General features: G+C 66.2%; 14 protein-coding genes and 2 pseudogenes. 8 read left to right on the top strand and 8 right to left on the bottom strand.

Features of this window, described 5'->3' with window-relative positions:
* The first annotated feature begins 19 nt into the window (after positions 1 to 19).
* Together EL249_RS08075 and EL249_RS08080 are read left to right on the top strand one after the other, a co-directional pair.
* The gene (locus tag EL249_RS08075) at positions 20 to 1,666 is read left to right on the top strand and encodes an NAD+ synthase (RefSeq protein ID WP_005673215.1); all 1,647 of its coding nucleotides are present in this window, start codon (positions 20 to 22) and stop codon (positions 1,664 to 1,666) included.
* Between the two features lie 71 nt (positions 1,667 to 1,737).
* Complete coding sequence (locus tag EL249_RS08080; protein ID WP_005673212.1) at positions 1,738 to 2,076, top strand: P-II family nitrogen regulator; 339 nt, start codon at positions 1,738 to 1,740, stop codon at positions 2,074 to 2,076.
* Here EL249_RS08080 and EL249_RS08085 read toward each other — a convergent pair whose 3' ends face one another.
* A complete protein-coding gene (locus EL249_RS08085) occupies positions 2,077 to 2,736 on the bottom strand; it encodes a Smr/MutS family protein (protein WP_005673211.1) in 660 nt (219 codons plus the stop codon).
* The gene (trxB, locus tag EL249_RS08090; protein WP_040529782.1) at positions 2,736 to 3,689 is read right to left on the bottom strand and encodes a thioredoxin-disulfide reductase; all 954 of its coding nucleotides are present in this window, start codon (positions 3,687 to 3,689) and stop codon (positions 2,736 to 2,738) included. Before trxB ends, EL249_RS08085 begins: the two co-directional genes overlap by 1 nt.
* 269 nt (positions 3,690 to 3,958) lie before the next feature.
* Here trxB and EL249_RS08095 point away from each other — a divergent pair, with 269 nt between their 5' ends.
* From EL249_RS08095 to EL249_RS08105, 4 genes and pseudogenes are all read left to right on the top strand, one after another.
* A complete protein-coding gene (locus EL249_RS08095; RefSeq protein ID WP_005673207.1) occupies positions 3,959 to 4,633 on the top strand; it encodes a Crp/Fnr family transcriptional regulator in 675 nt (224 codons plus the stop codon).
* Between the two features lie 103 nt (positions 4,634 to 4,736).
* Positions 4,737 to 5,414: pseudogene (locus EL249_RS13790) on the top strand (DNA translocase FtsK 4TM domain-containing protein); the annotation flags it as partial.
* Between the two features lie 873 nt (positions 5,415 to 6,287).
* Positions 6,288 to 7,820 (top strand): annotated as a pseudogene (locus tag EL249_RS13795) (DNA translocase FtsK); the annotation flags it as partial.
* A 394-nt stretch (positions 7,821 to 8,214) separates the two neighbouring features.
* On the top strand, positions 8,215 to 9,234 hold the full coding sequence (locus tag EL249_RS08105) for a MipA/OmpV family protein (protein ID WP_170169604.1): 1,020 nt from the start codon (positions 8,215 to 8,217) through the stop codon (positions 9,232 to 9,234).
* A gap of 192 nt (positions 9,235 to 9,426) precedes the next feature.
* Here the strand turns inward: EL249_RS08105 and frdD are convergent, their stop codons facing one another.
* The 4 genes from frdD to frdA form a co-directional block, all read right to left on the bottom strand.
* Positions 9,427 to 9,810 carry a fumarate reductase subunit FrdD gene (frdD, locus tag EL249_RS08110; RefSeq protein WP_005673203.1) on the bottom strand — a complete coding sequence of 128 codons (384 nt, stop codon included), beginning with the start codon at positions 9,808 to 9,810 and terminating at the stop codon, positions 9,427 to 9,429.
* Positions 9,811 to 9,868: 58 nt separating this feature from the next.
* The gene (locus tag EL249_RS08115; protein WP_050781828.1) at positions 9,869 to 10,300 is read right to left on the bottom strand and encodes a fumarate reductase subunit C; all 432 of its coding nucleotides are present in this window, start codon (positions 10,298 to 10,300) and stop codon (positions 9,869 to 9,871) included.
* A gap of 66 nt (positions 10,301 to 10,366) precedes the next feature.
* Positions 10,367 to 11,326, bottom strand: coding sequence for a succinate dehydrogenase/fumarate reductase iron-sulfur subunit (locus EL249_RS08120; RefSeq protein WP_267878738.1), 960 nt, complete (start codon positions 11,324 to 11,326; stop codon positions 10,367 to 10,369).
* Positions 11,327 to 11,328: 2 nt separating this feature from the next.
* Positions 11,329 to 13,113, bottom strand: a complete 1,785-nt coding sequence (frdA, locus tag EL249_RS08125; RefSeq protein ID WP_005673200.1) for a fumarate reductase (quinol) flavoprotein subunit — start codon at positions 13,111 to 13,113, stop codon at positions 11,329 to 11,331.
* 253 nt (positions 13,114 to 13,366) lie between these two features.
* On the opposite strand from frdA, the gene lolA reads away from it, so the two are divergent.
* Positions 13,367 to 14,077 carry an outer membrane lipoprotein periplasmic chaperone LolA gene (gene lolA, locus EL249_RS08130; RefSeq protein WP_050781826.1) on the top strand — a complete coding sequence of 237 codons (711 nt, stop codon included), beginning with the start codon at positions 13,367 to 13,369 and terminating at the stop codon, positions 14,075 to 14,077.
* A gap of 24 nt (positions 14,078 to 14,101) precedes the next feature.
* Positions 14,102 to 15,574, top strand: a complete 1,473-nt coding sequence (locus EL249_RS08135; RefSeq protein WP_005673198.1) for a replication-associated recombination protein A — start codon at positions 14,102 to 14,104, stop codon at positions 15,572 to 15,574.
* 99 nt (positions 15,575 to 15,673) lie between these two features.
* Here the strand turns inward: EL249_RS08135 and EL249_RS08140 are convergent, their stop codons facing one another.
* Entirely contained in the window at positions 15,674 to 16,780 is a 1,107-nt protein-coding gene (locus EL249_RS08140) for a 3-deoxy-7-phosphoheptulonate synthase (RefSeq protein ID WP_005673197.1), read from the bottom strand.
* A gap of 247 nt (positions 16,781 to 17,027) precedes the next feature.
* A complete protein-coding gene (locus EL249_RS08145; protein ID WP_005673195.1) occupies positions 17,028 to 18,449 on the bottom strand; it encodes a hypothetical protein in 1,422 nt (473 codons plus the stop codon).
* Positions 18,450 to 18,619: the final 170 nt, after the last annotated feature.

Genomic DNA, 18,619 nt, shown 5'->3' on the forward strand with positions numbered 1-18,619 from the left:
CGTCCCCGGATACCCCTTGATGAGCCTGAAGATCGCGTGCGCCCAGCTGAACCAGCGTGTGGGTGACATGGCCGGCAATGCCGAACGCATCATCGCCGCTGCGGCGCGCGCAGCTGGGGAGGGCGCCCAGGTGCTGCTCACCCCCGAACTGTCGCTGTGCGGCTATCTGCCGGGGGACAATCTGTTCCGGCCCGCCTTCCAGCAGCAGGTCGATGCGGCCGTCGAGACCATTCGACAGGCCTCGGCAGAGCAGCCGGGACTGCACTGGGTGGTGGGGTATCCGGTGCTGCGCGAAGGTCGGCGCCACAGTGCCGCCGGTGTCTTCCATCAGGGACGCCAAGTGGCGGAATACCTGAAGGCCGAGCTGCCTGATTACGGGGTCTTCGACGAGACGCGCTACTTCCAGCCGCAGGCCGATGCCACTGTCTTCACGGTGGCGGGCGTGCGCTGTGCACTGCTGACCTGTGAGGACACCTGGCTGCCGGCTGCACCGGCTCGCGCCAGGACCGCCGGGGCGGAGCTGGTGCTCAGCCTCAATGCCTCGCCGTTCCAGTCGGCCAAGGGCGACCTGCGGGTCGACACGCTGCGCAGCAATGTCTGTGCACAGGGCATGGCTGTCGTGGCCTGCAACCTGGTGGGCGGTCAGGATGAGCTCGTCTTTGACGGTCAGAGTCTGGCCCTGGATGCCCAGGGGCGTCTGGCAGCCCGGGCTCCGTCCTTTGTCGAGGATCTGCTGCTGGTCACGGTCGAACGGGGCGCCGATGGTGCACTGGCACTTGCCGGCAGCATGGCCCCGGCGCTGGAGCGTCTGCCCGAGATCTATCAGGCCCTGGTGCTGGGCATCCGCGACTACATTGGCAAGAACGGTTTTGGCGGGGTGGTGCTGGGGTTGTCGGGTGGCATCGATTCCGCATTGACGCTGGCCCTGGCGGTGGATGCGCTGGGGGCCGAACGGGTGCGCACCGTCATGATGCCGTCGCCCTATACGGCCGACATTTCGCTGGCCGATGCCAAGGACATGGCGGCCCGGCTGGGGGTGAAGCACGAGGTGCTGCCCATTGCACCGTGCTTCGATGCCTTCCGCGGGACGCTGGCCAGCACCTTTGCCGGCCTGTCCGAGGATCTGACCGAAGAGAACATCCAGGCCCGCATCCGGGGCACGCTCCTGATGGCCATTTCCAACAAGACGGGCTGGCTGGTGCTCACCACCGGCAACAAGTCCGAACTGGCCGTCGGCTACAGCACCCTCTATGGCGACATGGCCGGGGGCTTTGCACCGCTCAAGGATGTGCTCAAGACGGTCGTCTATCAACTGTCCAACTGGCGCAATACCCAGTCCCCCGTCATTCCCGAGCGCATCATCACCCGGCCGCCCAGCGCCGAGCTGCGCCCAGACCAGACCGATCAGGACTCCCTGCCACCCTACGATGTGCTGGACCGCATCATCCAGGGCTACATGGAAGAAGATCGCCCGGCTGCCTCGCTGGTGGCTGACGGGCTGCCGGTCGACGCCGTGGCCCAGGTGGTCCGTCTGCTGCGGCTGGCCGAGTACAAGCGTCAGCAGGGACCGGTGGGGCCGCGCGTCACGGCCCGGGCTTTCGGTCGTGACTGGCGCTATCCCATTACATCGGCTTTCCGTGAACCAGTCAGCGGACAGGGCACCTGAAAGGGGTTAGGCTAGCCGGGTAACGTGTCGACAGCCTGAACGTCCCGGCCTACAACGAATTGGAGAGATTCATGAAAGAGATCACGGCAATCATCAAGCCGTTCAAACTCGATGAAGTCCGTGAAGCCCTGGCCGCGGTCGGTGTCACTGGCCTGACGGTCACCGAAGTGAAGGGGTTCGGGCGCCAGAAAGGGCATACCGAACTGTATCGTGGCGCCGAATACGTGGTCGACTTCCTGCCCAAGCTGAAGATCGACGTGGTGGTTTCCGACGAGAACCTTGATGCGGTCATCGACGCCATCGTCAAGGCCGCGCGGACGGGCCGCATCGGCGACGGCAAGATCTTCGTGCGCAGCGTCGAGCAGGTCATCCGCATCCGGACCGGCGAGATCGACGAAGCCGCCGTCTGATCAGCCCGCCTCCTGCGGCCGGCTGGCCTGCCGCAGCAGCACCAGCAGTGCGCCGCTGCCTCCCATGGAGGGCGGTGCCTGGCAGAAGGCGATCACCTCCTTCTGCTGTGGCAGCCAGCGCAGCACCTTGTCCTTGAGCACCGGCTGGCGCCCCTCTGATCCCAGCCCCTTGCCGTGGATCACCCGCACGCAGCGCAAGCCGTTCCGGCGTGCCTGGCTGATGAAATACACCACCTGCTCGCGCGCCTCATCGGTGCGCAGCCCGTGCAGGTCCAGCTGGGCCTGCACCGTCCAGTGTCCCCGGCGCAACCGCGCCAGCGCATCCTGCCCCACACCAGCGCGCCGAAAGGAAAGCGCCTCGTCCGCTTCCAGCAGCTGCTCGATGTCGATCTCGTCCGACAGCGACTGCGCCAGCGCCTGCTGCTCGTCCTGCTGGCGCTGACGTGCCTGAGGCGAGCGGTGGCGCGTTTCCGGCTCGCGGCGTCCGGTGGGCCGCAGGGGCGTCACGTCCGCCACCTCGCGCCGGAAGACCTCCGACTCGGCCTTGAGCCGCGCAGCCTCGCGCCGCCGAGCCTCGGCCTGGGCGCGCTCGGCGGCGGCCCGGGCCTTCATCTCGCCGGCCAGCCTGCCCAGGTCCTCCAGCCGCAGCCGGATCGGCATCAGTCCTGGCCTTCCAGGTAGCGCTGGGCATCCAGCGCTGCCATGCAGCCCGTGGCTGCACTGGTGATGGCCTGCCGATAGACGTGGTCCTGCACGTCGCCGGCGGCGAACACGCCAGGCACGCTGGTGGCCGTGGCGTTGCCGTCCAGGCCGCTGCGCGTGCGGATGTAGCCGTTGTTCATCTCCAGCTGGCCCGTGAACAGCTCGCTGTTGGGCGTGTGGCCGATGGCGATGAACACGCCGGTGAGCGGCACCGTGCTTTCCTCGCCGGTCTTGTTGTTCTTCACGCGCATGCCGGTCACGCCGCTGGCATCACCCAGCACTTCCTGCAGCTCGCTGTCCCACAGCATGCGCACCTTGCCCTCGGCTTCCTTTTCCATCAGCCGGTCGATCATGATCGGCTCGGCGCGCAGGCGGTCACGCCGGTGCACCACCGTCACGCGGCTGGCGATGTTGCTCAGGTAGAGCGCCTCTTCCACGGCCGTGTTGCCACCGCCGATCACTGCCACTTCCTGGTTGCGATAGAAGAAGCCGTCACAGGTGGCGCAGGCCGAGACGCCCTTGCCGGCGAAGGCCGTCTCGGACTCCAGACCCAGATAGCGTGCCGAGGCCCCGGTGGCGATGATCAGCGCATCGCACGTGTAGGTGCCGCTGTCACCCGTCAGCACGAAGGGGCGCTGAGACAGGTCGGCCTTGTTGATGTGGTCGAAGACGAGCTCGGCCTCGAAGCGCTCGGCGTGGGCCTGGAAGCGCGCCATCAGCTCAGGGCCCTGGACCCCGTTCACGTCGGCAGGCCAGTTGTCCACCTCGGTCGTCGTGGTCAGCTGTCCCCCCTGGATGAGGCCGGTGATCAGCAGCGGCTTCAGGTTGGCGCGCGCCGCATAGATGGCGGCAGTGTAGCCGGCCGGGCCGGAGCCCAGGATCAGCAGACGGGTATGACGTGGGGCGCTCATCGAGAGGCTCTCCTTGGCTGAACGTTGCAGAAATTCCAAAAAAACAACCACTGGGCGGCCAGAAGGCCGTAGGTGTCGGACCCATCGACCGCCGGACGGAAATTATAAGAAGCTATCGGCATGTACCTGAAGGCGAAGGTCGTCGTTTTCAACTTTCATACATCCAGGGGGCATTCCGGACAGGTTCCTGTTGTTGCCACAACGGCAGCACAACCGATCCATGACGCCTATCCGGAACACCTGGCCACCTGGAACCATCGAGAACTGGCATGTCACAAGAGCAGAACATTGCATTCCTGCGGCGGGTACCGCTGTTTTCCGGCCTGACCGAGCAGCAGATCGAGCGTCTGGCCGCCGGCAGTGTCCGCCGCAACTTCCCCCGGGGCCGGGTCATCGTCACCGAAGGCGAGCCTTCGCAGTCCCTCTACATCCTGCTGTCGGGCCGCGCCAAGGTGCAGCGTTCCGACACCGAGGGCAAGGAAGTCATCCTGGCCGTCATCGGCCCGGGCGAGTGCTTCGGCGAGATGAGCCTGATCGACGACTCGCCGCGCTCGGCCAGCGTCATCACCATCGACACCAGTGACTTCATGGCCATCAACAAGGAGAGCTTCAAGTCGATGATGCTCTCCAGCCCCGAGATGTCCCTGCGCATCATGGCCGGCCTGGTACGCCGCCTGCGTGAGGCCGACAAGAAGATCGAGACGCTGGCGCTGCTGGATGTCTACGGCCGTGTTGCCCGCGTGCTGCTGGACATGTCCGAGAAGGTCGGCGAGGAACGCATGATCCGCAGCCGTCTGCCGCGCCAGGAGATCGCCAAGATGATCGGTGCCTCCCGCGAGATGGTCTCGCGCGTCATGAAGGGTCTGGAAACCGAGGGCTACATCGTGCCGCTACCCGAGGGCAAGGTGCTGCTGCGCGAGAAACTCAGCAGCTATCTGGCCTGAACGATAGCCCACACACGACCGAAACCCCCGGAGGATTCGTCCCGTCCCCGGTCAAGGCGGTATGATCAGGGGTTCCACCCAATTTCCGGAGGACAAGGGAACGATGGCGCGCAGCGCAGCTCAGGCAACCGCCAATGAACACTGGGCCAGTCGGCACATCGGGCTTTCCGGGCGGGCCATCCGCCTGTTGCGGGAAGCCCGCTGGATCGTCCTGTGCTTCCTTGCCATCTTTCTCTTTCTGATCCTGCTCAGCTACAACCCGGTCGATCCGGGCTGGTCGCACGCCGTCACCACCCGCCAGGTCCACAACCTCGGCGGGCGCATCGGTGCCTGGTTTGCCGACCTCATCCTGTACCTGTTCGGGCTCTCGGCCTACCTGTTCTCGTTCTTTCTCATGCTGCGGGTGCTGGCCAGCTACCGGCGGCTGCATCAGGAAGCCCAGCTGGCGCGCACGCTGCCGCTGGCCGATGCCAAGCCGGTCAGTCGCGCCCGCACGGTCAGCCAGAGCGCCGACACGCCGGAGGCCCTGCCGCCTTCCCGTTTTGCCTGGGAACGCTGGATCGGCTTCATCCTGCTGCTGGTCGGGTGCAGCGCCCTGGAAGGCTCGCGTCTCTACAACCTGAGCGCCAATCTGCCCTTGGCCCCCGGGGGGCTGCTGGGGGCACTGGTTGCCGGGCCCGTCCACGTCATGCTGGGAGCCGTCGGCGGCACGCTGGCGCTTCTGCTGCTCATTGCCATCGGCTTCAGCCTGGCCACCGGCGTCTCCTGGATGTCCATTTTCGAGCGCACCGGGGCCGTCCTGGAAGGCAGCGTCGACTACATCCGTCAGAAACTCGTTGCTCGTGCCGATCGTCAGGCTGGTGCGCGTGCGGCCCGTCAGCGGGGCAACCTGCTGGGGCGTGCGCCCGTGGACCTGGACGGTGACGAGAGCGGTGCGCCGCTGATCCGTCCTGCCCGACTGACCCAGGGCAGCACCGCCAGCGCCGACGAACCCGACGAAGACGACATCTATCTGGATGACGATACCCTGCCGGCTCAGGGCCGCAGGGCAGGGCGCAGCAGCCGCGATGCTGGTGCTCCCGATGCCGTGGTCGGCAGCATGGCCAGCGCATCGTCCAGCCTGGATGGTCTTGTCACCGGAACGGCCCAAGGGGGGCAGGGCGTGCATGCCGCCGACCCTGATGATGCCGATGGCGCACCGGGCAGTCACCTCGCGGGCGCGGCAGATGCCGACGAGACCCCGGCCCGTGGAGGCCTGTTCGGCGGCCTGCTGAGTCGCGTCGCCGGCGCTGCCAAGGACGCCGTCTCCGGTGGCCGTGAAGGCGTCACCGATCGCCATGGCGCGGTCGAGCCTACCATTGCCGGCTTTGGCGAGCCCGGGCTGGATGACGATCCCGACATGCCTGCCACCCGCGGCGGCACCGCAGGCGCAGCATGGCAGGAACCGCATCCTGCCCCTTCGGGGCGCGGATCGGAGGGCGCAGCCCAGTCCCTCGGTGCCAGCCACGCACCCACCACAAACGTTTCGCATGGCGGCGCATCGCACGGCAACGCCTACGTCGGCCAGACCGTCGGGGTCCAGCGCGAACCCGTGCGTGAAAGCACCACCATCAGCAAGCCTCAGCCCGCCCCGGTGTACCGTCACCAGGGCGAAGATTCCCCGCTGCCCGACCTGGCGCTGCTGGATGCGCCGCCGGCCACCGTCGAGACGATGTCGCCCGAGACGCTGGAATACACCTCGCGCCTCATCGAGAAGAAGCTGTCCGACTTCGGCATCTCGGCTACCGTGGTCCATGCCTACCCGGGCCCCGTCATCACCCGCTACGAGATCGAGCCCGCCACCGGCGTCAAGGGCAGCCAGATCGTCAACCTGGCCAAGGACCTGGCCCGGTCGCTCTCCGTCATCTCGTTGCGTGTGGTCGAGACCATCCCCGGCAAGAACCTCATGGGCCTGGAGCTGCCCAACCCCCGCCGCCAGGGCGTGCGCCTCTCGGAGATCATCGGCTCGCGCGTCTACGTCGACGCCAAGTCCCCCGTCACCGTCTCGCTGGGCAAGGACATCGCCGGCAACCCGGTCGTGGCCGATCTGGCCAAGATGCCCCACCTGCTGGTGGCCGGTACCACCGGCTCCGGCAAGTCCGTGGGCATCAACGCCATGCTGATGTCCATCCTCTACAAGGCTGACCCCTCCCAGGTCCGGATGATCCTCATCGATCCCAAGATGCTGGAGATGAGCGTCTACGAGGGCATTCCCCACCTGCTGGCGCCCGTCGTGACCGACATGCGCCAGGCGGGCCACGCCCTGAACTGGTGCGTTGGCGAGATGGAGCGTCGCTACAAGCTGATGAGCAAGCTTGGCGTGCGCAACCTGGCCGGCTACAACGCCAAGATCGCCGATGCCGAGAAGCGCGAAGAGTTCATCCCCAACCCCTTCTCACTGACCCCGGACGCACCCGAGCCGCTTTCCAAGCTGCCCATCATCGTCGTCGTCATCGACGAGCTGGCCGACCTGATGATGGTCGTCGGCAAGAAGATCGAGGAACTCATCGCCCGTCTGGCGCAGAAGGCCCGTGCCGCCGGCATCCATCTTGTCCTGGCCACCCAGCGGCCTTCCGTCGACGTCATCACCGGCCTCATCAAGGCCAACATCCCGTCGCGGATTGCCTTCCAGGTTTCCTCCAAGATCGACTCGCGCACCATCCTTGACCAGATGGGGGCCGAGACCCTGCTGGGCCAGGGCGACATGCTCTACCTGCCTGCCGGTACCAACCTGCCGCAGCGCGTTCACGGCGCCTACGTCGCCGACGACGAAGTCCACAAGGTCGTCACCAGCTGGCGCGAAGTCGGCGGCGAGCCCGACTACATCGAAGGCATCCTCGAAGGCGGCGTTCCCGAAGAGACCAACACCGGCAGCGCCGTCGGCTTCGGAGGCCTGTCCAGCACCCTGGCCGAAGCCGGCATGGACGGCGAAAGCGACCCCATGTATGACCAGGCTGTTGCCATCGTCCTGCAGCACCGTCGCGCCTCCATCTCGCTGGTGCAGCGTCACCTGCGCATCGGCTACAACCGCGCTGCCCGCCTGCTGGAACAGATGGAGCGCTCCGGCATCGTCTCGCCCATGACCAGCAACGGCAACCGGGACATCCTGGTCCCGGTCAATGGGGGGCGGGGCGAGGCAGAGGGCTGATGCGCGCCCGGGCTGCCGACAGTCCGTCCGGCAGCCTGATAGCCCGGTAGCCTGGCCGGGCCCCGTCCCCATCATTTCCACCCGTCACGCTTCTGCCCGGCATCCTGCACTGACCGGGCCGATGCCTCTGCGCGTTCAGCCGACGGGCAGACGGCCTGATATGAAGCACGCTGCCTCCCGGGTCTGCGTTGACCTACCTGTTTTATCGGGTCCGCGGGAGGGCGGCGCGGCTGCGCTGTTTGCAGCGTGTGACAATCGACCTTTTGCCCTTCGCGGGCTGCAATCTCCATGTCGCTGGCCCGGCGGGGCCGATCCAGCCTTGCTTCAGGCGACATGACGGATCGATGAAATGGCAGCCATGAAGGGGTATTGCGTTTCTGGAGGTCTGGTTGTCATGAATGTCCTATCTCGTATCGTTGGCATGAAGAAGCTGTGTGTGGTGCTGGGCGGGCTTGGCCTGCTGAGTACTGGCGCCTGGGCGCAGGACGGCGGGTATTCAGGTCAGGTTGGTGGAGGTGGCGCCTATGGCCAATCACCTTCCTACGGCGCGGAAGGCGTGCCGTCTGGCGAACAGGGCACACTGCAGGCTCCGGGATCAGGGGGCGAGGCGAGCGCGGCTGGTCAGGTTGAATCCGACGCGGGCACGGGCATCAAGCAGGATCGGGGACCCATCCAGAATCCGGCGGCGGCGCCGAAGGATGGGGTCCAGTTCGCGCTGGGCGTGGGTCTGGCCACCGGGCCGCGCTACCTGGGGTCTGACGAGACGGCAACAGGCCTGTCGGGCATCTTCTCGGTGAAGTACGGACCTTTCTTCCTGGATTCGATGCGCGGGCTGGGTGCCGAGTACAGCACGCCCTTCGGACTGCACATGAGTGCGGCGCTCTCCTACGATCCCGGCCGTTCCGAGAAGGACGGGGGTGGGAACTACTGGAGCAGTGGCAGTGAGAAGCTTCAGGGCCTGGGCAAGATCAAGCGCAGTGCCACCATCGACGTGGAGCTTTCGCAGGACGTGGCCGATTGGCTGGCGGTGAATGTGGGCGGAGAGTTTGCCATTTCGGGGCAGAAGCACCGCGGCAACCAGTACACGACCGGCTTGGCCCTGCGGCCGTGGACGACGGAAACCGACCAGGTGGAACTTGGGCTGTCGGCCATGTTCGGGGACAAGGACTACAACAAGACGTACTTTGGCGTGACCCCGGAGCAGTCACTGCGCAGCCGCTATGGCCAGTTCAATGCTGAAAGCGGCGTGTATGCGTATTCACTGGGTGCCCAGTGGACGCACGTGATCGACGAGCACTGGGCGACGCTGGTTGCCGGTGAGTACCATCGGTTTTCCAGCAAGATCAAGAAGAGCCCGATCGTGCGGGACAGCTCGGGCGTGACGGCGGTGGTGGGGCTCCACTACACCTTCTGAGCATTCCGGCCCCTGTCCAGATGACAGGGGCTGTCGGAAGGCCATTGGAATCTTCCCGACAGGGGGCCGCGGGAACTCTTCTGCTCCCGCATGGGGGTCTGCCTCCCCATGGGAATCTGCCCCCATGCTTGGCGTCTCCGTCCAGGCTTCGGAAGGGCTTCCCTGCCGTGAGGGAAGCCCGGATGGAACACCTCAGAACGTCAGCAGCAGCACGGCGCAGACGCCGGACATGACGGTGGCAAAGCCGTAGCAGACGATCTGGGCGCCCGTGCCCGTGTGAAAGCCCAGGTCGTGCAGCGAATGGCACAGACGGTGCATGGCGTGGTAGAGGAAGAGTGCCACCACGGCCAGGATGGCGATCTTGCCGGGCCACCACTGGGCGAAGGCCAGCACACGGGCGTAGCTGAGCGTGCCGGTGGGCAGCAGGATGCCCAGCGGCACCAGGATGGTGGTGACGAGGATGAGCATGGGGCCGAACATGGCCGAAAGCACGCCACCGGCACCGAACAGGGACCAGACGATGGGTTCGTGGGTGCGCTTGAGCGGGGCTTCGTCGACGGTATGGGATGGGGTCATGGTCAACTGCCTGTCTGTTGTCTTGGGCTTGTGAAGGGTCTTTCCGCGCGTGGCGTGATCAGGGCGCCGTCAGCAGGAAGAGCGCGAGCAGGACGATGCTGGCACCGGCAAAGCCGACCAGTGCGCCATTGACGATCAGCTTGTCGGGCACGGGCCGGCGCTTGATGAAGAGCAGCGGGGCCGTCTTGGGCATGACCAGGAACCAGGTGATGGCGTGATAGGTGACCAGGGCCAGGGTGGCAAGATTGATGATCATCCACAGCGGCGATCGCAGGCTGGCGATGAAGCCGTCGAAGGCTTCGGGACCGGCGTGCAGCTGGAAGAGGCCATACAGCACCAGCAGGGCGTAGTAGGCCACGGCCACCGAGGTGAGCTCACGCACCATGTAGCGCTTGTAGGTGTTGCGGCCGTGCATGTACCAGCCCGCCATGGGACGGTGGTAGGTCTTGACCTGTCGTAGGGGAGCGACTCTGCGTCGGGGTTGATTCATGGTCTTCGGACTCCAATGCGGTTTCTGTCGATTGCTTCCCGGGGGCGGACAGGGCCGCCCCCGCCGTTACTGCGGGGCCTTGTTCGTCGCCTTCTTCTTGGCGCCGGGCATCAGGAAGCGGAAGAAATAGTCCTGGGTGGAGTTGACCTTGTTGAGGTTGATGGCGCGGGCGGGGTCGACACCCTTGGGGCAGACCACCGAGCATTCACCCACCAGCGTGCAGCCCCAGACGCCGCTTTCGGCGTTGATGACGGGCATGCGCTCGGCCTTGCCCTCATCCCGGGAGTCGGCGTTGTAGCGCTGCAGAAGCGCCAGCGCAGCAGGGCCGGTGAACTCGGGGTTGAGCCCGTACTGCGGACAGGCGGCATAACACAGCATGCAGTTGATGCACTGCGAGAACTGGTAGTACTGGTCCATCTGCGCAGGCGTCTGCAGATTGGGACCGTCTGCCGGCGTCCTGGGCTCTTCGGTGATGATGTAGGGCTTGACGCGCTCGAGCTTGGCCAGGAAGTCGCTCTGGTCCACGGCCAGGTCGCGCACGATGGGGAAGTGCGACAGGGGCGCGATGCGCAGGGTGCCGGGGTAGTAGTCGCGCAGGAAGGCCTGGCAGCTGAGCACCGGCATGTCGTTGGCCATCATGCCGCAGCTGCCGCAGACCGCCATGCGGCACGACCACCGGTAGGTGATGGTGCCATCCAGATGGTCCTTGATGTACTGCAGGCCATCGAGCACCGACATGTCGTGCGTGAAGGGGACTTCATACGACTGGTAGCGCGGGGCGCTGTCGGTGTCGGGGTTGTAGCGCATGCACTCGATGGTGATGGTGCGCGTCTCCGCACGCTGACCATGCGTGGCTGCTGCGGCCTGGCCCGTCGAGGACTGGGGCGCGCTGCCGGCCGATGCCGGGGCCGCGGCGCTGGACGCGGCGGGCCGCTGGTGTCCGGCAGCCTCGGTCTCGTCGTGCCGCACCCGGCGCAGGACGGTTTCCTGCAGGGTTTCCATTGCTGTCACGGTGGCTGTCGTCATGGTCAGGACATCTCCGCTTTCTTGCCGGCGCCACCATAGACGCGGGCACGGGGTTGGGACTTGGTGATCACCACGGGTTGCAGGGTGATGTCGGGGGCGCCATCGCCGGTGTAGTGGGCCAGCGAGTGCTTCATGAACTGGGCGTCGTCACGCTCGGTGTAGCCGTCCAGTCGCTGGTGGGCGCCCCGGGATTCCTTGCGCAGCAGGGCCGAATGCGCCATGGCCTGCGCCACTTCCAGCGAGTAGCCCAGCTCCAGGGTGGTGAGCCAGTCGGTGTTGAAGGCCAGGCTGTGGTCGTCGATGCGCACGCGGCGATAACGTTCACGCAGTTCGGCCAGCTTGTCGCAGGTGGCCTGCATGCCTTTCTCGTCGCGGTAGATGCCCACGCCGTCTTCCATGGCCACCCGCATCTCGTCGCGGATGGTGGCGGGCCGCTCGGCACCGGCGCCAGAATTACGGGCCGGATCCAGCCAGGCCAGGATGCGCCGTTCGGCATCTTCGGCCTGCTTCAGCATGGCGGTGTCAGCCTTGCCACGGCCGCGCTCGGCAGCCACGGTGGCCGCGCCTTCACCGGCCAGGCGGCCGAAGACCAGCAGCTCGGCCAGCGAGTTGGAACCGAGGCGGTTGGCGCCGTGGATGCCGACGCTGGAGCACTCGCCGGCGGCGAAGAGCCCCTGGATGGGGGTCTGGCAGCGGCCGTCGGTGAGGATGCCGCCCATGGTGTAGTGCACGGCCGGGCAGACGGGGATGGGATCCTTCACCGGGTCGACGCCGGCAAAGGTCTCGGCGGCCTCGGCAATGAGCGGCAGGCGCTCGTGGATCTTCTTCTCGCCCAGGTGGCGCAGGTCCAGGTGGACGGCCGGGCCATGGGGGGTGTCGACGGTGCGACCTTTCTGGCGCTCGTGCCAGAAGGCCTGCGAGAGCCGGTCACGCGGGCCAAGCTCCATCGCCTTCGGACGCGGCCAGGGGTCCAGCGGGCCCAGGCCGTAGTCCTGCAGGTAGCGATAGCCGTCGCGGTTGACCAGGATGCCGCCTTCGCCGCGGCAGCCTTCGGTCATGAGAATGCCGGAGCCCGGCAGGCAGGTGGGGTGGTACTGCACGAACTCCATGTCGCGCAGCGGCACGCCGGCCCGGTAGGCCATGCCCATGCCGTCGCCGGTGAGGGTGCCGGCGTTGGTGTTCTGCCGGAACACGCGGCCTGCGCCGCCGGTTGCCATGACCACGGCATTGGCAAAGAGTGCCAGACGCTCGCCGCTGGCGATCTCGACGGCCAGCACGCCACGCACGCGACCGTCCTCGACCAGCAGGTCGGTACAGAAGAACTCGTCGTAGCGCCGGATCTGCGGGTACTTGAGCGAGGTCTGGAAGAGGGTGTGCAGGATGTGGAAGCCGCTGCGGTCGGCGGCGAACCAGGTGCGCGGGGTTTTCATGCCGCCGAAGTAGCGGACGTTGATGCTGCCGTCGTCCTTGCGGCTCCACGGACAGCCCCATTGCTCGAGCTGGACCATCTCTTCGGTACAGTGCTCGACGAAATATTCGACCACGTCCTGTTCACAGAGCCAGTCACCGCCGGAGACGGTGTCGTCGAAGTGGTTGTCCAGGCTGTCGTCGGGGCGAATGACACCCGCCGAGCCGCCTTCGGCCACGACGGTGTGTGAACGCATGGGAACAACCTTGGAGACCAGTGCGATCTCCAGCCCGGGGTTGAGTTCGGCGGCCGCGATGGCGGCGCGCAATCCGGCACCGCCGCCCCCGAGGACGATGATGTCTGCCGTTGCTGTATGCATGAGGCTCCCTGTCCTGTGAGTGACATAGTTTTTCACATTATCAGGGAGGATCAGAGGCCTAGGGGGATGGTCGGGTTTGTTGGCTTGATGGGGGTCAAGGAGTGTCTGTTAAGCTAGACCATTCGCTCACTTTCTACCTGGATCCATGCCTGACATCTCTCGCTTCTCTGTCATTGTTTCCGGTATTTCCGGTGTTTTCCGATCGTTTCAGGGGCGTGCGCACCCTGTTGCTGAAAGGCAACGGACAGGGCTTGTGCTGTCGCTGATGGTGGCGGGCAGCCTGGGTGTCGGGAGCGTTCAGGCTCAGACGACGGTGCTGCCATCCGGGAAGGTGATGGAGGTGCAGGCGGCTGATGGAACCGCGGGGGCCGGGAAGGCGGCGGCTTCCAGGATGACGGCAGCCCAGGGGCAGGGAATCGCCCAGCTGCGGCGCTTTGCCACCCGAACGCCGGCCGCGACGGGCACGTTCGTGCAGACGCAGCTGGCAGGTGGCGGGCGCGGCGGTGCGGCGCGTTCCAGCGGCAGCTTTGCGTTCGCGCGGCCGGGCAATTTCCGCTGGGAAATCGACAAGCCTGATCCGCAGCTGATCGTGACGGACGGGAAGAAGCTGTATTTCTACGATGAAGGACTTCGGCAGGTGACGGTCCGCGAGGCCAGCGAAGCGATCCAGGCCACGCCGGCGGCGGTGCTGTTCGGCGTGGGCGATCTGGACGAGGCGTTCAAGCTGTCGGAAGTGGGCCAGTACAACGGGGTCGCCTGGGTGGAAGCGGTGCCCCGCTCGGCCGACAGCGGTTTTGACCGGATCCGGATCGGGATGCGGGACGGGCTGCCGGTGGTGATGGAGGTGGTGGATGCATTTGGGCAGATCAATCGCTTCGAGTTTTCCAAGCTGGCCACGAATGAGCGGATTCCGGCTGAGCGCTTCCATTTCAAGGTACCGGCCGGCGTGGATGTGCTGGAGTGACTGGCGCATCAGGGAGCAAGCGTGATGGATGGTGATCTGTTCGACGATCTGCCCGAGGCGGTGCCGGAACAGGTACCGCTGCAATCGCGGACACAGACCCAGGTTGAGGCTCAGACCGCCACCCAGGCACGAGGGGCTGCGACCGGAAACAGCAGTGGCGTGCCGCTGGCCGAGCTGCTGAGGCCGGCGACGCTGGATGAGGTGATCGGGCAGAAGCACCTGCTGGGACCGGAGAGGCCGCTGCGACTGGCATTCGAGTCGGGGCAGCCGCATTCGATGATCCTCTGGGGGCCGCCGGGTGTGGGCAAGACCACGCTGGCACGGCTGACGGCGAACGCCTTCGGGCATGAATTCATTGCGCTGTCGGCTGTCTTTTCGGGGGTGAAGGATATCCGCTCCGCGATGGAGCAGGCTGAGCGCAACCTGCAGGCGGGACGGCACACCATCCTCTTCATCGACGAGATCCACCGTTTCAACAAGGCGCAGCAGGATGCCTTGCTGCCTTATGCGGAATCAGGGCTGATCACGCTGATCGGGGCAACGACCGAGAATCCGTCCTTTGAGGTGAATTCCGCGCTGCTGTCGCGCGCTCAGGTCTATGTGCTGAAGTCGCTGGACGATGAGGAGCTGAAGGCCCTGGTCGAGCGAGCGCGGGCACGCGCACTGCCGGAACTGGAGTTCGAGCCGGCGGCCATCGACACGCTGGTGGGCTATGCCGACGGCGACGCGCGACGGATGCTGAACCTGCTGGAGCAGACGGCAACTGCCGCGCGGGCAGCCGGGGTGGCGCAGATCACGCCGGCCTTCCTGGAGCAGGCGCTGTCCCTGAATGCGCGGCGCTTCGACAAGGGCGGCGACAGCTTCTATGACCAGATCTCGGCCCTGCACAAGTCGGTGCGGGGATCCAACCCGGATGCAGCGCTGTACTGGCTGTGCCGGATGCTGGATGGCGGAGCAGATCCGCGCTACCTGGCACGTCGCATCGTGCGGATGGCGTGGGAGGACATCGGGCTGGCAGACCCGCGCGCCATGCAGCTGGCCAACGATGCGGCGGCCACCTATGAACGCCTGGGCAGCCCCGAAGGCGAGCTGGCCCTGGGGCAGGTCGTGATCTATCTGGCCATGGCGGCCAAGAGCAATGCAGGCTACATGGCCTACAACCAGGCGGCTTCCTTCGTGAAGAAGGACAAGTCACGACCGGTGCCGGTCCACCTGCGCAACGCACCCACCAAGCTGATGAAGGAGCTGGGTTACGGCCATGCCTATCGTTACGCGCATGACGAGCCCAATGCCTATGCCGCCGGTGAAACCTATCTGCCGGAAGGGATGCGCGAGCCGGGCTGGTACAAGCCTGTGCCGCGCGGGCTGGAGCTGAAGATCGGCGAGAAGCTGACGCAGCTGCGGGCGTGGGATGCGGAGGCTCGGCGTCGTGAAAGAAGCAAGGCAAGAAGCACTGCGTCGCCTCATGATACGGTATCGAACCAGGAAGAGCAGTAGAGCAAGTAGTAGAGCAGCTCGTTTCAGGTGCTTTTCGATGTTGCAGGGGCCGCGTTGCCCCTGCACGGCCCTGTCGCGACTGAAAGGGCCTGAACCGCTTTACCGTCCCTGTGTCTGGCGCCGCTTGCGCACCGCCTGCGCCAGTGTCTGCAGCACGGGAATGGTCTGTTCCATGCTCAGGCAGGCGTCGGTGACGGAAACGCCGTATTGCAGCGGCTGGCCGGGCACAATGTCCTGCCGGCCTTCGTTCAGGTGGCTCTCGATCATCACGCCGGTGATGCGGGCATCGCCTGCGGCGATCTGGCCGGCCACGTCCTGGGCCACATCGATCTGGCGACGATGCTGCTTGCTGCTGTTGGCGTGCGAGAAGTCGATCATCACCTGTTCGCGCAGGCCGTTCTTCGCCAGCAGCTGGCAGGCAGCATTCACGTCGGCAGCGCTGTAGTTGGGGGCCTTGCCGCCGCGCAGGATGATGTGGCAGTAGGGGTTGCCGTGGGTCTCGAAGATGGCGGCCACGCCCATCTTGGTGATGCCCATGAAGGCGTGTGAGGCCTGGGCGGCCAGAATGGCGTCGGCTGCCACTTTCACGCCGCCGTCGGTGCCGTTCTTGAAGCCCACGGGACAGGACAGGCCGCTGGCCAGCTGGCGGTGGCTCTGGCTTTCGGTGGTGCGTGCGCCGATGGCGCCCCAGCTGATGAGTTCGCTGATGAACTGGGGCGAGAGCAGGTCGAGGAATTCGGTGGCGACGGGCATGCCGAGCTGCAGCACGTCCAGCAGCAGCCTGCGGGCCATTTCCAGGCCCTGGTTGATGGCGTAGCTGTCGTCCATGTGCGGGTCGTTGATGTAGCCCTTCCAGCCGACGGTGGTGCGGGGCTTCTCGAAGTAGACACGCATCAGGATGAGCAGGTCGTCGGAGAGGGCGTCGGCCTGCGCCTTGAGCTGGCGGGCGTAGTCCATGGCCTGGGCGTGGTCATGGATGGAGCAGGGGCCGACGACGACCAGCAGGCGATCATCCTGGCCGGAGAGGATGCGGCAGACGGCTGCACGGCTGTCCTCGACAAGCTGGGTGGTGGTGTCGGGGGCAGGCAGCCATTCCTGCAGCAGGGCCGGGGTGATGAGGGGGCGTATCGCCTTCATGCGGGTGTCGTCCACCCGGCGGGTGCTGCTGGGGTCGAGCGGGGTGGCCGTGCGTGCTGCGGTGGTCATGGTCTGGAAGCCCTGGATGTCGTTTTGCTTCCAGTATATTGCTCTGCAGCACTCATCGCCTCCCTCGGCGCGTGCGAGGAAGGGTTAACCCTTGGGGAAGTGGTCTGGGCGCAGGGGGCCCAAGGTGGGGCTGGGCAGGCCATGACCGAAGGTATGATCCGGGCGGGCATGGGCCGCCCGCCTTTGGCCTTACGACGTGTCCTGCCCGGGCATGAGGAATGGCCCGGGCGTGCAGGTCGGAAACGGTTCAGTCGGTCAGTTCGAGAATGACGACGTGCTTGTCGGCCAGCGGCCAGGTGCGGCCGGCGATGCGCTCGTTGTTGAAGCGGGCGACGACGGTCTCGGGCGTGTCGCTGAGCGACTTCATGCGCGAGGTGGAGACACCCGCAGCGCCACGGGGCGGAATGCCCGGGGGCGGAACCGCGCGGCCGAAGGACATGGTGTCGCGGCGCACGTCGAAGTAGCCGCGCGGCCGGCTCATGATGACCATGGCCCGGGCGTCCGGGTCGGCATGCACGATCCGCTGCAGGCGGAAGTTGACGATGTCGCTGCTGCGCGGGAAGGGGCTCCGGTAGATGTGGTGCGTGGGGTAGCCCGGCGCACTGATCACGAATTCATAGGTCTGGCTGCCGCTGGCCTGGAAGCCGCCCCAGCGGCCGTTGGTGCCGGTGCGCTGGCTGTGGACCGGGGTCTGGCTGGTGCGGATGCCGGTGTTGGCATCGACGGTGTAGACCTCGACCTGAGCGCCCTTGAGCGGCAAGTTGGTGGGAAAGCCGCCGTTCTGGCCTTCCACGCCGCTGACCATGCCATCCAGCGTGACGTCCTGTTCAGCCACGATCTCGGGCTGGGCAGGCGCCTTGCCGGTGATGAACTGATGCATGACGCTGAAGGCTGCCGCGGAATGGGCCACTTCACGGTGGTCGGCGCCGGGCAGGATCTGGTTCCGGGCGCCCTTGAGTGCCTGGCTTTCGGGGCGGATGTTGGTGCTGAGCAGCGGGTTGCCGATCCACTCGCCGGTGGGCTGGGCGTACTTGTCGTTGTTGTCGGAACGCAGGGTGAGCCACTGGATGCCGGTGGGCACTTCGTTGCCCTGGGCGTCCTTGGGCCGGTTCAGGCCCTTCAGGAAGTTGGACAGGCCCGAGAACTCGCTCTGTTCGCGCAGGCCCTTGACGGCCCAGACGCCATGGGCGGGCGTGCCGGCCAGAATGGCGTGGCTGACGCTGGCCTGGCCATCGCCGTTCTGGATGTAGTTGCGGATGGCGTTGCCGCCACGGCCGCTGCCGATGAGGATGACCTTGTCGGTCTTGTCCCGGGCCTTGATGGCGGCGACTTCGGCTCTCAGGTAGGCCATGTAGTCGGCGCTGCTGCTGCGGCCGGCCTGGGGCTGGGTGTCGTCGTCACGCGCGTAGGGGTAGGGCAGATTCAGCGTGTGCAGCTTGGCGGTGGGCCAGCCGTTGGACTCGAAGCGCCACAGCATGGTCTGCCAGCTGGCGGCGCTTTCGCCGTTGTCGTGCACGAACAGGATGGACGGGTGTGTATCGAGGGCTGCGGGCCTGATGACGTTGCAGCCTGCCAGCAGCAGGACGCCGAGACCCGCGGCTTGCAGGGTTCGGCGTTTCGGGGCTCGAAACTGGGGTTTCGATGACACGGTTTCCTCCGGATCGGGCATTCGGGTGATGCAGGGGCGCAGACCAGCACCTGCCGGTCCCGGCCGGCGGCGCTGCGGGCATTATGCCCGATCCCCCCCGGGGAGATCCGGACAAGCCCTCGGAAAGGCGCCGAGCAGTCCTGGCCCTCCATGTCCCGGCATGGGGGAGAGGCTGGACATCCGTGCCGGGG

It is taken from the genome of Lautropia mirabilis (assembly GCF_900637555.1).
GTDB lineage: Bacteria > Pseudomonadota > Gammaproteobacteria > Burkholderiales > Burkholderiaceae_E > Lautropia > Lautropia mirabilis.